Below are 15974 nucleotides of genomic sequence, written 5' to 3'. Positions count from 1 at the left end.
ATTTAACAAAAATATTATTCTATATAATTGGTGTTTATCAAATAAATTGATAATCAATAACTCAGATTTGAAATAGAATATTCTAATTTCTCAAATTAGTACTTTTTGACAAAAAATCCTAATTTTTGCAGATTTTTAATTCCAATAAGCAGGCAAAAACACCATTGTCCTTTTAAATTTTTATTTTTGGGTTTTACATTCATTATTTTGAATTTTTCAGCACTTAAACTCGATAAAATCCTTATCGCTAATCTTGAAAAACAAAAGCTTTCTTCGCTTACACCTATTCAAGAAATAGCTATCCCTGCCATTTTGGAAGGTAGAGACTGTTTGGCGATTGCCCCAACTGGCACGGGAAAAACGGAGGCTTTCGCCATCCCTATTATTCAGCGCTTACGAACCAAGATTACCGCAGACCACCTATCGGTCCTTATACTCCTTCCTACACGGGAGCTCTGTATACAGACCAAACAGCGCATATCAGGTCTTATCGATGGTATGGGTTTGACTATCGCTAGTTTTTATGGTGGGGGAACTTATGAAAGTCAGCTTGAAGTTTATCCAAAAGCCCAGATGATCCTTGCTACTCCAGGACGTTTGTTGGATTTCATTGAACAAGGTATTATCGATCTAAAAACGATAGATACATTGGTGATCGATGAATTCGATCAATTGTTGGATCTCGGTTTCACGAAAGAACTCAATAAAATTATCGGCACATTGCGCGCTGAGAGACAAACCATTTTCAGTTCAGCAACGAAAACCGTTGAAATCGAAAAAATTGTTCGAAAGATATTAATTAACCCTGTTGAGATCACCCTAGAAGCAAAAGCAAAAAAAGGCCAAATAGAAGAATCTGTACTCTATGTCGATAAAAATGATAAAAAAAATCTTCTCCGTTATCTTCTTGAAAACCGTATTTCACAGCAGGTAATTGTTTTCACGCGAACAGTTCATGCTGTCGAACGGATCGCAACCGATCTAGATCGACACGGTATTTCTTGCTCGGCATTATATGGCGATAAATCACAGCAAAAACGAGAAGAGATTATTGATAAGTTCAGACAAAAAGAGGTACGTGTATTAATTGCGACGGACCTCTTGGCTCGAGGTGTAGATTTTCCAGACTTAGAGGCTATTATAAACTACGAGATTCCGGATACTCCTGAGCTCTATACGCATCGAATAGGTCGAACAGGCCGTTCGGAAGCCGCGGGAAAGGCGTTTACCTTTTGCGATGCAGAGGACAATGAAAAGTGGATAAAATTACAGTTATCCTTAAAACGGCAAATTAAAATTGATGATCAACATCCTTATTTATTGAGCTGGGAGAAAATGCTTTCCAGCAGCCAAAACAATCAACGAAAAGGCACCTCGAAATCAAGAAAACGTCGTTAATTAATAAATATTCTTTTACTTTTACCAGCAAATCAAAAAATCATAATCCGAGATGAATACAATACATTTATTTGACGATAGCAACAATGCGAATGATAATCGATTGGGAGACCTTGAAAAAACGATTATAATAAATAGCCTGATGGAAGTTCCCTTTGAAGAACGGGATGAAGAGTGGCGTGATATATTTCTGGCTAATATTGCTGAATGTACCTTAAAATTAGCAGAAACAGAAGTGGTTGTTGGGCCTGACGGATTTCCCTATTTTCAACTCGAAAGTGTCCCTAAGGATCAGAACTTTCAGGCTTTTGTCATTAAAAATCGGCTAAAGGATTTCGTGTTGCCAAAAGGTTTTGGTATTGCTATCAATACACAAAATGAAAACCCTGACTGGGTATTCACCTATGGCGACTTAGTTAACTACTTTTTAAATGCAGAGTTTTATACAGATGAAAGTGTTTTCTCAAAGAAAAATGAACAAACCATTATAGGCAAAGATGAAGAAATATTAGTGGGGCAACCTGCCGAGACAATTCTCCCACAGGCTGTCCGCACCCAATTACGTGAATTTCTGGATTATTATGGTGTAAAGAACGCAAAGGTTATGCTCCTTGCCCGTAATTATAAAGATGAAGAAAATGCTTCACAAGATTTGGCATTCAATATCGTTGCAAATCAATTCAGGACTGAAAAAGAATTTACAAATATCATGGAAGCAATAGGCTGGTTTCTTCCCAGACATTATTCCTATATCGGATTGGATGAATTTGCAGTAGACAATGGTTTTATGCCACTGTAAAAAAACAGAAACTAAATATATACAAACATAATTAACCCATGTTTCCATTTAACGTAAGAGTGTACGGAATATTGATCAATGAAAATCAAGAGGTATTGATCAGCGACGAAAGAACGGAAAATGTTTCATTTACCAAATTCCCTGGTGGGGGCTTAGAATACGGGGAAGGCTTATTGGATGCTTTGATCCGGGAGTATCAGGAAGAATGTGATTTTGACATTGCTGTGGTTAAGCATATTTACACCACAGACTTTTATGAGAAATCAAGCTTTAACGATAGCCAAATCATATCGATTTACTATCAGGTAAAGAATACCTCAGCTATTCAGATCAGAACGACTACCAAAGCTTTTGATTTCGATCCTGATCAGAAACCTGAAGATAATAAGCTTCAATCTTTTCGATGGGTACCAATTGAATCGGTTTTAACGGAAGATTTGACCTTCAAAACAGATCAAATCGCCTGGGAAGAATTCTTAAAAACAGTCAAGTAATAATAATTTTTCAATTTTCATCATTTTTATTTGTATTTAAAAAATAAAGACATATCTTTACGTAAACCAATGGAAATACTTGATTTTTTTAAAGTATTGACCTTAATAATTACATTTTATTATTTATTTGACATCTCGCATGTGACGAGGAATAAAAGTAGAGAAGCGTGGGATGGAGACATACATTGGTTTATTGAATTTGTAAATTCCTAGTCCTATAGGTTTTTTAATAGTTAGTGTGATTTTATGGCGATACTCCCCGTATCGCCTTATTTATTTGACACTCGTTTTCCAGCCCCTATTTGAATCCCATATAAGAAGCAAAACAAAGGTTTTTGTGTAAAACATCAACATTTTTAAAGCCAACTTGTGTCAATAAGTTTAGTTGGTAGATCAGCGATCTTGGCGTATCCTCATGCTCGATATAGTCAAAAACATGATCACGATACTGTTCATCCTTCAGGTTAGTTAAGTATTCACCATATTTTTCCCTGTAAATTAATTTTTGAAGCTGTTCATTATTTTGCTCAATCAAATCAAAAATCCACAGACTTCCTCCGGTTCTCAATAAGCGGAACAGCTTGCTAAACGCATTTTCCCAATCGTTATCATCTCGAAGATGATGTAAAACGGATGTTGCGATAATGACATCAAATTTGTTTTCCTCTAAAGCTGCAGCACGAAAGTCGCCTTTAATCAAATGAATTTCTCCATTGGTTAATTTTCCAACGCGTTCCTTTGCTCTATTTAACATTGGCTGGCTCAAATCCAACAGACTAACATTTGGATTAGACTGCAATTTTTGCAATAGTTTTACGTCGTAATTGCCAGCTCCACATCCAATGTCCAATATATTTTGAGCGTTTGGATAAAGACTAACAATGGCATCCGTAATAAGCTCCATGTTCCATACAGCATCCAATGTGGTTGCTTGACCTGTTTCTAAATTTGAGAACCGTTCGACATCATTGTCAAACCGTGTTTCAATCTCCTGTAGCGTCGCTTTGTTCATTTGTAAATTGTTTATTCTCTAAAGTTCAGATAGATTCCCCGTACAGCAGTATCTTACACTGTCTGGTCGGGCGTATTTTCATCCATTAATTTTTAATAATTTAAAGGTAGGACTAACTGGAATTCATTAAAAATATTTATTTTGTCATCAATTCATACCAAAAAAGTATCGATGGAAATCCGACATCTCATTTATTTCAAAACAGTAGCCGAAGAGCTTCATTTTGGCCGAGCAGCAGAACGCTTATTTATGTCCCAGCCGCCATTAAGCCGGCAGATTAAAGATCTAGAAGACGAATTAGGGGTTATTCTTTTCTTCCGAACCAACAAACGCGTCGAACTAACGGAAGCAGGTAAATACTTTTTGGAGGAGGTTGTGGAGATCCTACAGAATATCGAGCACAGCAAAACGATCACCAAACAGATCCACAACAATATCTCAGGAGAATTCAAACTGGGCTATATTAGTTCGACACCTAAGAAAATGCTTGCTACGGTATTAAAGCAAATTCAACAGAAATTTCCATACTTAAGAGTTAGTCTTTTCGAAACATCGACGCAGAAACAAAAATTGGCGCTCGAAAATGGAAAATTGGATCTGGGTATTATGCGTGCTCCAATTTATTCAAGTGAATTGCTTACCACTCCCCTTTTCGAAGACCCTATGGTGATTGTAGGTCATTCACAGGTGGAATTTAATGCGATCAACTTTTTTAATGAAAGTTTTATTTCCTTCAATCAGAAATACGCATCGGAATATCATCGGCTTGTTATTAATACCTGTAACCGCATGGGATTCGAACCCAAAATTGTACATCAGAGCAATTCGATGTCTTCCATCCTTGAGTTGGTGTCACAAGGCTTGGGCATGGCAGTCGTCCCTGCGTCCACTATCAAACAATACCCGCATTTAAACCTAAAAATCATGAAGCTTGAGGATATGGATAGCAAAACAGAAGTGATCCTGGTCTCTAATATAAAAAGTAAAAACAGTGCATTAGACGAATTTATAGCATGTATCCAGAAAGAGTATCTTGATTTTAATGCATCCTAAAGAGATATCTATTGAAATTCCAGCATAAAAAAACGGAGTCAGCATGTTGCTGGCTCCGTTTTTTTATGGGTTGAAGAGCGATATTACCTCTTCTCAAATTTATATGCTAAAGTTGCCATAAAACTACGCGGCGGAATCGGATTCACACTATAGTTTTCATGGATATAATAGTTAAACGCGTTGGTGATATTGGATAATTTACCCAAAATACTCCAGTTTTTATACGCATAACCAGCGGAGAAATCTATGGTTGTAAATGGACTAACGGAGATCAAACGATTAAGACCGTCGCGTACGTTGATCTTTGTATTATTCCAACCTGCATTACGTCTACCTGTATAAAATGCAGAAAAACCTAATTTCAGTCCCTTAACTGCTCCATTTTGAATGGTATAAAACACGGTTCCATTAGCCGTATGTGCTGTAGTTCCTACCAAACGTACATTTTCTTCGTTTCCAGAGATTTCAGTCACTTTCTCCTTACCATCAACGATGGTTGTATAACTTGAAATTGGATTGGTTTCGGTATAACGCATATAATTGTAGGAATAACCGGCGATAACATTCAATCCTGGAAGTAAGGTTCCAGTAACATCAACTTCCAATCCGCTGGAAGCCGTCTTTCCAGAAAATTCTTTCATATTTGCATCGCTATTGCTTGTTCCATCCGGAAGTACCAATAATTGTTGGGCAAAGCGATTGTTATTAATTCTATACCAAGCAACATTTGCGGATAACCTACCATTGAAAAAGTCATTTTTCACACCTGCTTCATACTGATCGATGATGGAGGGAGCCAAGGGTTGATAATTCACATCGTATCCCGAATTCGATGTAAAGTTATTTGCATAAGTAACATAGACACTCGATGAACGGATCGGCTGATAGATCAATCCAAATTTAGGCGACCATGCTTTGTCGACTTTTGCTCCGATCGGATTTTTTTGACCATCTAGATTAATAATCTCTTCCGATTGATTCGTCGCATAAGTATACTTTTCCGAATTCGGTGTACGCTGATACGTATAGCGAACACCAGCCAATACTTTAAATTGTTCAGTAACTTCTATTAAGTCCTGAAAAAATGCACCATAACGGAAGATATCCGTTGTTGTTTTGGTCAATAGATCAGCTTGTGGCATATCTGTTCGAAGTCCATTTCCCGAAGCCAAATGCTGCGCAGTTTGTGAGGGATTAAAGACATAAATGGAATCGTATACACCGCCCACATTTTTAGATGCATCAATTTTATAGGCATACGCATTTGAATGCGATTGATCGGCATCTGCTCCCACCAGGATCTTATGCTTGATAGATCCTGTTTTTACAGTTCCGGTTAGATTCAATTGCTGGTTGGCCGTAAACTCATTTGATTTGGATCGGGTTAAACTCCGCGGAGCAATTCCATTTTTATTCGCTTGAATCCGATCTGATCCATAATAATCACGATCGTATGTTTGGTAACTTGCTATTGCGTTTAAATTCCATGAATCATTAAACTTATGGTTCAAATTGATCTGCCCGTTTGAGGTATTTGTTCTGTTGAAAGCAAAAGGCACATTCATAAAAGTGTTTCTGCCAACTTCATTATTCAACTTTCCATCCACAGTTCCCATTCCAAAGTCCGGCGTAAAATCACTTTTTAAGTAATCGAATGTAAAGTTGAGATCAGTTTTATCGGATATTTTATATAAAACAGAAGGATTCACATAAGTACGTTTTGATGTGACCTGATCCCTAAAGCTACCCGCTTTTTCATAAGTTCCGATAACGCGGAATGCAACCTTATTGGAAATTGGACCATACACATCCACTGTTGGTTTATAGAAGTCATAACTTCCTACGCGCATTGAAGCCTCGCCTCCATAATAAAATTTAGGCTTTTTCGTAACTAGATTTACAACGGCCCCACCAGATACACCGCCATATAACAAAGCAGAACTTCCTTTTAAAATCTCTACAGATTCCAAGGTGCTTGCCTCAATCGAACCTCCATTGTTGGTTCGCGCACCATTTTTAAATATATTATTCCCGCCTAAGCTATAGCCCCTTGCGTAAAAATTTTCGTTGACCCCACCGCGATTCGCTCCCATCGCGACACCGTTTGCATTTTTTAGCGCGTCACTCAGGCGATTAACCTGTTGATCCGCAATAACCTGTTCGTTTATAATTTGTACACTCTGCGGCAAATCCCGATCAATAATACCTGCTTTACCTACATTAACAGTTTTACTGTTATGCGAGTTGTAGCCCACCACTTCCACTTGTTCCAATTGAGATTCAGAAATATTCAAAGAAACATTAATGGCTGTCGCCTTTCCATTTTTAACCTCGATGGTACGCTCCTCAGCTCCATTTCCGATACTTTTGATCCGAATAGTATAGGTTCCATCTGGAAGATTAGAAAAATGGAAGCTTCCATCACCGGAAGTCGACGTTGACCTACCTAAAGAAACTATGGTTACTGTAGCCGATTCAATTGGTGCACCATCTTTGGTTTTAACACGGCCATGTATCCCCTTACTTTGCGCCGATGCATCCAAATGAATTGCTCCTACCAATCCTAGACTTAAAACAAGTCCTAGAAAAGTTCTTTTCATGTTAATAAATTGTGAGTTCGTAAAAATTATTTGTCGGCGCAAACATACGATATTATTTTATTGTTTAGAATAGTTTTAAATAAAAATAGCTTGTTGTTGTAATATGTGAATGATTCAGCTATGTAGCATTTATTATATGTTGCAAGGATTCATTGTAACTATTTCTATTAATCATAAGGATTTCATTACATTTATACCATAACTAACATTCCAACCAATCAATTCAATGAGAAAGCATAAGCTCCTACTCTCCGTCTTTATTTTTCTATTCTTTCCCACATTTTTGTTGGGCCAGCACACACAGATCGATCATGATCTCACAGAAATTATGCTTCGGTATAATGCTGTAGGGCTCAGTGTGGTCGTAGTCAAAAACAATAAAATTGAATACCACAAAAATTATGGTTACAAAAACCTGGAAACCAAAACGGCTCTCGGAGAAAATGACCTCTTTAGAATTGCTTCTATTTCAAAGTCATTCACTGCAACATCATTAATGCAATTAATAGCAGACGGCCGATGCAAGTTAGACGACGACTTCGGGGATTTGATAGGTTTTCCAATCAGAAACCCCAATTATCCAGGAAAAAAAATAACACTCCGAATGATCCTTTCCCATACGTCCAGCGTCAATGATAAAAACGGTTACTTCAACCTAGATGTCATCAATCCATCCAAGAACCCAAATTGGAAAGATTCCTACAATCTTTATGAACCCGGCACACAATACCAATATTGTAATCTCAATTTTAATATGGCAGGAGCCGTCCTAGAGAAACTGACCAATACACGTGTCGACAGCTACATTGTTAATCATATCCTCAAACCGCTCAACTTATATGGTGGTTACTGTATAGACTCCTTGGATCAGAAGAGATTGGTTTCGTTATATGCCTTTGATGAAAAGGGAAATCCACATGAAGAGCCCAGTGCCTATAATCCACGTCGGGAAGAACTCAATCAGTACATCTTGGGGTATAGCACTCCTGTGCTTTCTCCGACAGGTGGAATGAAAATATCTGCCTTAGATTTAGCCAGATACATGATGATGCATATGAATTACGGCCATAGTCAGGAAAAAAACATCATCACTAAAAAGTATGCGAAGATTATGCAGACAGCTGTAAATAAAGAATCGGGCTATGGATTAGCGATTATGAACAATGCAAAAATTGTCCATGGTGTTACCCTGACAGGACATACCGGTTCGGCATATGGACTATATAGTGCCCTGTTTTTCAATCCAAAGAAAAAATATGGATTTATTGTGATAACCAATGGCTGCAATATTCCCGATAGCGATGACTTCAACCCTTTGCTTAAAGACTGCATAGGAGCCTTGTACGATGCATATATCAAATAGGCAACAGCTTACATCAAATAAACAAAAGCCAAACCCATAAAATCCAACCTTGTTGCTGAGGCTTATGGGAAAACCAGAGGCCCTCGGATCGAATGGACAATAACAAAAAAAAGCTGCAAAATCTGCAGCTTTTTTTTGTTATTTTTACTACTTCTTGTTTTCTACCCAATTTACAATAGCCGGGTCCAGCGGATTCGTCGCTGAACGGAAACGATGTACAAGTTTACCGTTCTCATCAATCAAAAACTTTTCAAAGTTCCATTTGATTTCACCTTTAAAATCGGGATTCTCCTGAGCGGTCAAATACTTAAACAAGGGTGATATTTGATCTCCTTTGACATCGACCTTTTCGGCCATTAGAAAATCAACACCATAATTTTGTTCACAAAACTCTTGAATCTGCGCATTTGACCCGGGTTCCTGTTGTCCAAAATTATTTGCCGGAAAGCCAATAATGACGAGCTTATCGCCAAAGGTTTTGTGCAATTCCTCCAGATCTTTGTACTGTTTTGTGAAACCGCATTTTGAGGCTGTATTCACGATCAATATTTTCTTTCCCTTGAAATCGGACATTTTCACTTCTTGCCCATCAAGTGTCGTAAACTTAAAATCATAAAAATTGGGATTGCCAAATAACATTGACATATACACCATAATAGTTGCAATAATCATATTTAATTATTTTAAAGACTTAACAATGAATTACTCTCTCTTTCCAGTACCGCATCAAAAAGCTCGTTGATAGGAGATTTTAAAATGGTACCTACCTTTATCTGATGTGTTTCACAGACTTCCCGTAAAATTAAATCAAAACTATAAGCAATAGAACCTACAAAGTGACATGCATATTTATTATAGTCCGGATAGGTCAAAATCGAAGCTTGAACAAATTCTTCGAATCCACTCTTTACCAGATCAATAATAAAGGGATGGGTAATATTATCGGACATGAACGGCGCAAATGATGCTAAGAAAGCATTTGGGCGTTCTTTTTGATAAACATTTTTGATGACGATCTCTTTATTGATTCTGTATTTGTTCGCAAATTTTTCGTTCAGATCTTTCGGCATACGGCCATATAGAAAAAGTCTGACAAGATTTTTCCCAAAATATGCCCCCGACCCCTCATCACCCAATACATAGCCATTTCCATTATGCGAGGGCATCAGCTCCTCTCCATCAAAAAAACTCAAATCAGACCCTGTCCCTAATGTCGCTACATAACCTTTTTTATTACCACAGGTCGCTATGGCACTCCCAAAAAGATCATTCTCAACAGAAATGTAAGCATTTTCGAATAAGGGTGTCAATGCATTTGAAACCATTTCCCGACGATCAGGTGTAATGCATCCTGCACCAAAAAAATACAACTCAGTAACTTCATCGGCATAGGGAATAATTTCGGGTATTTCCTTAATAACACGTGTGATTTCCTTTTCATTCACAAAAAAAGGATTGAGTCCATTTGTACTGAATGAGATAGGCGCACTATCTGGCAATTCCAACTTCCAATCCGACTTTGAAGAGCCGCTATCAACAACTAAGATCATACAAATTCTTGATTATTTTCCCCCTATAAACTACTGTATCAAACTTAGCAAAAATTCTGATAAAAAACAGATTTTTTGCTTCATCTCCCCAGCCCAATAAAAACCGGTATTTCATCCAAAGCAGCTATTATGCCTATCGATTTACACCTCATTTCTTAAATAAATTTATGTATATTGGAGGGTACTATTAGCTGCTTCCCGTCATTGTTCTTTTTCTACTAAAAGAACAATGACGGAGCACGCTGATTCATAATTGTAGAACCAACAATCTATTTTTTTGTTTGGTTAAGCGTACGATACTTTTAATTTTGTAAGCTCATACTAAAATCATTTTTCATGGACAGTGACCATTTCAATATACCCGAAATACATTTTGAGGTATCATTTTCAGAAGCACAAGCTCATTATATCGAAGTAAAAATGAGCATCGCAAAGCTCAATCAGTCTTATGTCGATCTAAAAATGCCGGTCTGGTCTCCTGGATCTTATTTAATTCGTGAATATGCTAAAAACGTAGAACGATTCCGATCATTTGACAAAACAGGAAATACAATTGCCTACCAGAAAATTTCAAAGAACACCTGGCGAATACCCACAGAATCTTTGGATCAGATCGAAGTAATCTACGCCGTATACGGTTTTGAAGTTTCTGTGCGTACCAACTTTTTCGATGGTGACCATGCTTTTATTGTGCCTACGGCAACTTTCTTTCATATAGATGGCCGTATAGACAATCCTTCGACAGTCAGCATAGCACTAAAAGATTCTTGGGCAAGTATATCAACTGGACTCGAACAAATTGAAGAACGTAAGTTTTATGCACCAAATTTTGACGTATTATACGATACGCCCATCGAAGCTGGGAACCAGGATGTCTGGAAATTCCAAGCTGCCGGCGTCGAACATGAATGCGCCATGGTCGGAGGTGGAAGCTATGATAAAGAACGCCTGACGAAAGATATCACACGTATCGTCGAAGAGGAAACCCGCATCTGGGGTTCGAACCCCAATGAGCGATATGTCATTATTACCCACAACTACCAATCTGGAGGTGGAGGTCTAGAACATCTCAATTCAACAGTATTGGGAGCCTCGAGAAATGCGTATCTAAATGAGACAAGCTACAAAAACTATTTGAGTCTCGTTGCACATGAGTATTTTCACCTATGGAATGTGAAACGCTTACGTCCAAAAGCTTTAGGACCGTTTAATTACGATGCCGAAAACTATACCACAGGCCTCTGGATCATGGAAGGATTCACTTCGTACTATGATAATTTAATTATTAAACGCTGTGGATTCTATGATGAAAAAGAGTACCTCGCTTTGCTAGCTAACGATTTCAACATTGTATTAAACCGTCCAGGGCATACGATACAGTCTGCAGCAGCCTCAAGTTTCGATACCTGGATTAAATATTATAGGCCTGATGAAAATTCGATGAATTCAGGAATTTCCTATTACAACAAAGGTGCAATGCTGACAGCATTGTTGGATATTAAAATTATTGCCGCTACAGAAGGTAGACTAAAATTGGATGATGTTATCCGCGAGGCTTATGAGGAGTTCTTCCTAAAACTTGATCGTGGATTTGAAGAAAATGAATTGAGAAGCCTTGCTGAACGTATCGCAGGCACTTCGCTGGACGACATTTTCAATGCTGCTCATCAGGACGGAGAACTGGAATACAACGATTATTTTAATCTCGTTGGTTATGAAATTGTTGATACCAATGTTAATAACAACACGTTGACACTAGGTATTACAACCAACAAAGTGGATGGGTTAATTTCGGTAGCGACAGTGGAAAAAGATTCTGGTGCGTATGATGCCGGATTAAGTGTAAAAGACGAACTGATTGCAATTAATAATAACAGGCTCGATGTTAAAGACAAGGAAATTGATTTCATTGTTCAACATGCCAAAGAGGGGGAAACATTAAACTTCCTGGTGGCACGAGATGGTTTAGTGCGAGAAATCCCTGTTCAAATCAGAAAGAGCAATAAAAAGATATACGAAATCCGTCCGCTCAAAGAACAAACTTTTCTACAGGAATTGCTAGGTAAAATCTGGATGGCCTAACACAGAAGTATTATCATTTAAAAAAAGAATAGCGGGAAATCCCGCTATTCTTTTTTTAAAATTTATATCTTACCGAAAAACCGATCGGATCAAATAATTTGATACTGGATTCGTTTAGAAAATCAAAATATGGTTTTACATCCAATGAGATTTGAAACGGTGCCTGCGGAATATTATATTCAATACCTACGATACCGTCAATACTTAGATTAAGCTGTGAATCAAATGAATGGCGCTGACCATCTATAATTTTGTCTTTCTCCTTATAAGAACCGATACTGCCACCAAAACCATAATACCAATTAAACCCAGCAGTCAATGGTTTATAGATTTCATATAAGCCCACAACGCGGAAACGGCGAAAATCAGAATTGCTCTGAATACTCATAATTCCTTCCAATGCATGGTCCGAGTTAAGCGTGTGACGATATGTAATTCCCTGAGCAGACCCGAATCGTCCACCAATAGCACCCCTATTGTCCAACTGAGCCATAGCTCTATTGGATAATGCTCCAAACATCAGCATTCCACCGACAGCCAAAAATATTTTTTTCATAAAAATCGTACGCTTTTTTTGCTTTACATTTTTCCAAACATAGATAAATTGCTTTTTATATGCAATATAATTGCAGTGCACATAAAAAACTATTTACCAGAACTTCCCCTACGAAGGACCTTTTCAATAGGGTAAATATCCATTACAGCTATAACGAAACAATGTTTAATTTGTTATGACAATAATCCCAAATTATCCAACTTTATTTCTGTATATTTAGGTCAATACAGCATGTAGTAGTAACCAAATAAACTCAAGTGATATGGGCAGAATTTTTGACTTTATAACCTTATATAAAGAAAAATACGCAAAGGACATCATGGTGGCAGGGCGAGATGGAAATGGCAAGTGGAAGACATATTCTACCAAAGAATACACCGACGCAATTGACACCTTAAGCAGGGCGTTACTGCAATTAGGCCTCAAAAAAGGTGATCGGGTAGGAATCATGTCCGGCAACAGACCCGAGTGGAATTTAGTTGATTTTGCCTGCAATCAAATAGGTCTCGCAACTGTCCCCCTCTATCCCACTTTATCCGCACAGGATCTTTCGTTTATTGTAAATGACTCGGATGTCAACGTACTATTTGTCAGCAACAGAGAATTGACGGACCGTATTGAACAAGCCATCAAGGAGCACGGTATACACCCGCAACTGTATACATTTGATGCTATTGAAAATTATACGCAGCTAAAAACATTCATCGAAACAGCAAAAGATGACACAACCGACCTTGCTCCACTTCGAGAGGCTGTTACAGAAGATGATCTATTGACACTGATCTACACTTCAGGTACCACAGGACGCCCTAAAGGCGTATACCTGTCCCACAAAAATGTATACAGCAACGTCTTGGCATGCAATCATCTCATCCGATCGGATTTCAAAACGGCACTTAGCTTTCTTCCACTATGCCATATTTTTGAACGCATGGTGGTATATATGTACTATTCGAAAGGAATCCAGATCTATTTCTCCGAGACCTTAGACAATGTTGTTGCCGATATCAACGATGTCAAACCGGATGTATTCACCACCGTACCCCGTGTCCTGGAAAAAGTATACGATAAGATTATTGAAAAAGGGAAAGCCTTAACTGGATTAAAAAAGAAAATTTTCTTCTGGGCTGTTGATCTTGGTTTGAAATTTCAAGAACCGGAGCATAATGGACCGCTTTACAAGTTCAAACTTGCGATCGCTAGAAAACTGATATTTTCGAAATGGCAAGAAGCTCTTGGCGGAAATATTAAGATCATTGTATCCGGTGGTGCAGCTCTTCAAGAGCGTTTAGCGCGTGTATTCTGGGCCGCTGGGCTTAATGTACTTGAGGGGTATGGCCTGACTGAAACATCTCCTGTTATTGCTGTAAACTCTTACTTGCCCAATGGGTTGAAATTTGGAACTGTAGGTAAACCCCTGAAAAACTTAGAAGTTAAAATTGCTTCAGATGGTGAGATTCTTGTCAAGGGCCCTAGTATCACGACAGGCTATTATAAAAATGAAGAAGCTACAAAAGAAGCTTTTGACGATAATGGTTTTTTCAAGACGGGCGATATTGGAGAAATTACGTCCGATGGTTTCCTAAAAATAACCGATCGAAAAAAAGAAATGTTTAAGACGGCAGGTGGGAAATATATCGCGCCCCAATCCATTGAAAACAAACTCATGGAGTCTACATTAATCGGACAAGTCATGGTTTTTGGAGAAAATAGAAAATTTCCCGGAGCCTTGATTGTTCCCGCATTTGATGTGCTGTCCAAATGGGCAAACCAAAAAGGTATTACCAGTGGTTCAAACGAAGAAATCATCAAAAATCCGGAAGTAATCCAAAAATATCAAGAAGAAATTAACCGATTATCTACTAACTTTGGACATTGGGAAATTGTCAAGAAATTTATTCTTCTTCCAAAGGAATGGACAATAAACGACGGTCAATTGACACCAAAATTGAGTCTAAAACGAAAAATTATTTTAAAAGAGAACGAAGCCGCAATCGACAAATTGTATCAGGAACAAAACCAAGAGTAACAATTTGCACGATTATTGGAGCTGATCATCTTATTATGAAGCACGTTACACTACGAGATTTATTTACACTCGCCTACTGGAAAAGCATTTGGCATGTCTTAGTTGATGCCTTTAATGGATTCAATGATGACAAATGTATGAAGAAGAGTGCTTCATTGGCTTATTATACCGTCTTCTCCATCGGCCCACTTCTTATGATTGTTATCTGGTGTATCGGATTTTTCTATGGAGAACATCTTCAAAGTGGATCTTCAGCGCAGGATCAGGTGCTGGAGGAAGTCATGGTTCTTTTTGGTCAGGATGTGACCACACAGATCCAGTCCTATCTTCAGAAGATAACTTTCGAGAATAAATCTAATATGGGGATCACGATTGGTATCGTTACATTGATTCTGTCCTCCACGACCTTATTCGTTGATATACAGGATTCAATAAACAATATCTGGAAAGTAAAACCGAAACCAAAAAAAGGATGGCTAAAATTAATCATCAACAGGTTGATTTCTTTTTCCATCGTGATCGCCCTTGGCTTTTTGCTAATTGCCTCACTCATGATCAACGGAGTTATCGTTGCCGTGACCAATTTAGTCATGACTTATTTTCCTTTTATTCCGATTGCACTCATTTCATGGGTCAATACGGGTATCACATTTTCGGTCATTGTCATTTTATTTGGCTTTATCTTTTCCTTCCTTCCGGATGCTAAAGTAAAATTCAGAGACATGCTTGGCGGAGCTATCTTTACAGGCTTACTTTTTATGTTAGGCAGGTACGGCATTTCAATCTATCTGAACCTTTCCTCCACAGCAAGCTTTTACGGAGCCGCAGGATCTATCATTGTCATGTTATTATGGATCTACTATTCGGCTGCGATATTGTACTTTGGCGCGGAATTCACCAAATTTTATGCCATTAAATTTGGCGCAGGCATTATTCCGTCTACATTTGCAGTAGCGGTTGAACAAACGGAAAAAGTTAAAAAAACAGGCAGCGACGCCGAAGCACATGTTGGAGATACTATTCAGGTCTTAAAATAAG

The 15974-nt window shown here is 38.0% G+C and carries 13 protein-coding genes; 8 read left to right on the top strand and 5 right to left on the bottom strand.

The window, feature by feature from the left end; all coding sequences use genetic code 11:
• Positions 1-186 precede the first annotated feature (186 nt).
• Genes HS960_RS25445 through HS960_RS25435 form a run of 3 tightly spaced genes read left to right on the top strand, consistent with a single transcriptional unit; the run spans position 187 to position 2691 of the window.
• On the top strand, positions 187-1398 hold the full coding sequence (locus HS960_RS25445; RefSeq protein ID WP_159731305.1) for a DEAD/DEAH box helicase: 1212 nt from the start codon (positions 187-189) through the stop codon (positions 1396-1398).
• Between the two features lie 52 nt (positions 1399-1450).
• Positions 1451-2197 carry a hypothetical protein gene (locus HS960_RS25440; RefSeq protein ID WP_153847723.1) on the top strand — a complete coding sequence of 249 codons (747 nt, stop codon included), beginning with the start codon at positions 1451-1453 and terminating at the stop codon, positions 2195-2197.
• Between the two features lie 38 nt (positions 2198-2235).
• Positions 2236-2691 (top strand): NUDIX domain-containing protein, encoded by a 456-nt coding sequence (locus HS960_RS25435; RefSeq protein WP_153847724.1) that lies wholly within the window; start codon positions 2236-2238, stop codon positions 2689-2691.
• 298 nt (positions 2692-2989) lie between these two features.
• On the opposite strand, the gene HS960_RS25430 is transcribed toward HS960_RS25435, so the two are convergent.
• On the bottom strand, positions 2990-3703 hold the full coding sequence (locus HS960_RS25430) for a class I SAM-dependent methyltransferase (RefSeq protein WP_153847725.1): 714 nt from the start codon (positions 3701-3703) through the stop codon (positions 2990-2992).
• Between the two features lie 141 nt (positions 3704-3844).
• Between HS960_RS25430 and HS960_RS25425 the strand changes: the two genes are divergently transcribed.
• A complete protein-coding gene (locus tag HS960_RS25425) occupies positions 3845-4756 on the top strand; it encodes a LysR family transcriptional regulator (protein WP_228280122.1) in 912 nt (303 codons plus the stop codon).
• An 83-nt stretch (positions 4757-4839) separates the two neighbouring features.
• On the opposite strand, the gene HS960_RS25420 is transcribed toward HS960_RS25425, so the two are convergent.
• Positions 4840-7356 carry a TonB-dependent receptor gene (locus HS960_RS25420; protein ID WP_153847727.1) on the bottom strand — a complete coding sequence of 839 codons (2517 nt, stop codon included), beginning with the start codon at positions 7354-7356 and terminating at the stop codon, positions 4840-4842.
• Positions 7357-7582: 226 nt separating this feature from the next.
• On the opposite strand from HS960_RS25420, the gene HS960_RS25415 reads away from it, so the two are divergent.
• Positions 7583-8719: a serine hydrolase domain-containing protein gene (locus HS960_RS25415; RefSeq protein WP_182330804.1), complete on the top strand. Its 1137-nt coding sequence runs from the start codon at positions 7583-7585 to the stop codon at positions 8717-8719.
• A gap of 147 nt (positions 8720-8866) precedes the next feature.
• Here HS960_RS25415 and HS960_RS25410 read toward each other — a convergent pair whose 3' ends face one another.
• Together HS960_RS25410 and HS960_RS25405 are read right to left on the bottom strand one after the other, a co-directional pair.
• The gene (locus HS960_RS25410; RefSeq protein ID WP_075993996.1) at positions 8867-9391 is read right to left on the bottom strand and encodes a glutathione peroxidase; all 525 of its coding nucleotides are present in this window, start codon (positions 9389-9391) and stop codon (positions 8867-8869) included.
• 11 nt (positions 9392-9402) lie between these two features.
• Positions 9403-10269 (bottom strand): N-acetylglucosamine kinase, encoded by an 867-nt coding sequence (locus tag HS960_RS25405; protein WP_153847729.1) that lies wholly within the window; start codon positions 10267-10269, stop codon positions 9403-9405.
• Positions 10270-10605: 336 nt separating this feature from the next.
• On the opposite strand from HS960_RS25405, the gene HS960_RS25400 reads away from it, so the two are divergent.
• The gene (locus HS960_RS25400) at positions 10606-12351 is read left to right on the top strand and encodes a M61 family metallopeptidase (RefSeq protein WP_153847730.1); all 1746 of its coding nucleotides are present in this window, start codon (positions 10606-10608) and stop codon (positions 12349-12351) included.
• A 55-nt stretch (positions 12352-12406) separates the two neighbouring features.
• Here HS960_RS25400 and HS960_RS25395 read toward each other — a convergent pair whose 3' ends face one another.
• Positions 12407-12907, bottom strand: coding sequence for a hypothetical protein (locus HS960_RS25395; protein WP_120333413.1), 501 nt, complete (start codon positions 12905-12907; stop codon positions 12407-12409).
• Positions 12908-13169: 262 nt separating this feature from the next.
• On the opposite strand from HS960_RS25395, the gene HS960_RS25390 reads away from it, so the two are divergent.
• Together HS960_RS25390 and HS960_RS25385 are read left to right on the top strand one after the other, a co-directional pair.
• Complete coding sequence (locus HS960_RS25390) at positions 13170-14936, top strand: AMP-dependent synthetase/ligase (protein ID WP_182330803.1); 1767 nt, start codon at positions 13170-13172, stop codon at positions 14934-14936.
• A gap of 35 nt (positions 14937-14971) precedes the next feature.
• Positions 14972-15973, top strand: a complete 1002-nt coding sequence (locus tag HS960_RS25385; RefSeq protein WP_153847732.1) for a YihY/virulence factor BrkB family protein — start codon at positions 14972-14974, stop codon at positions 15971-15973.
• Position 15974: the final 1 nt, after the last annotated feature.

This window comes from Sphingobacterium paramultivorum, assembly GCF_014109745.1.
Classification (GTDB): Bacteria; Bacteroidota; Bacteroidia; order Sphingobacteriales; family Sphingobacteriaceae; genus Sphingobacterium; species Sphingobacterium paramultivorum.
This window is presented reverse-complemented; position numbering and strand designations above follow the sequence as displayed.

Bases quoted from the DNA above. Each gene is read 5' to 3' on its own strand.
- HS960_RS25440 (WP_153847723.1), top strand. From the start codon at position 1,451: ATGAATACAATACATTTATTTGACGATAGCAACAATGCGAATGATAAT.
- HS960_RS25435 (WP_153847724.1), top strand. From the start codon at position 2,236: ATGTTTCCATTTAACGTAAGAGTGTACGGAATATTGATCAATGAAAAT.
- HS960_RS25430 (WP_153847725.1), bottom strand. From the start codon at position 3,703: ATGAACAAAGCGACGCTACAGGAGATTGAAACACGGTTTGACAATGAT.
- HS960_RS25420 (WP_153847727.1), bottom strand. From the start codon at position 7,356: ATGAAAAGAACTTTTCTAGGACTTGTTTTAAGTCTAGGATTGGTAGGA.
- HS960_RS25415 (WP_182330804.1), top strand. From the start codon at position 7,583: ATGAGAAAGCATAAGCTCCTACTCTCCGTCTTTATTTTTCTATTCTTT.
- HS960_RS25410 (WP_075993996.1), bottom strand. From the start codon at position 9,391: ATGATTATTGCAACTATTATGGTGTATATGTCAATGTTATTTGGCAAT.
- HS960_RS25405 (WP_153847729.1), bottom strand. From the start codon at position 10,269: ATGATCTTAGTTGTTGATAGCGGCTCTTCAAAGTCGGATTGGAAGTTG.
- HS960_RS25400 (WP_153847730.1), top strand. From the start codon at position 10,606: ATGGACAGTGACCATTTCAATATACCCGAAATACATTTTGAGGTATCA.
- HS960_RS25395 (WP_120333413.1), bottom strand. From the start codon at position 12,907: ATGAAAAAAATATTTTTGGCTGTCGGTGGAATGCTGATGTTTGGAGCA.
- HS960_RS25390 (WP_182330803.1), top strand. From the start codon at position 13,170: ATGGGCAGAATTTTTGACTTTATAACCTTATATAAAGAAAAATACGCA.
- HS960_RS25385 (WP_153847732.1), top strand. From the start codon at position 14,972: ATGAAGCACGTTACACTACGAGATTTATTTACACTCGCCTACTGGAAA.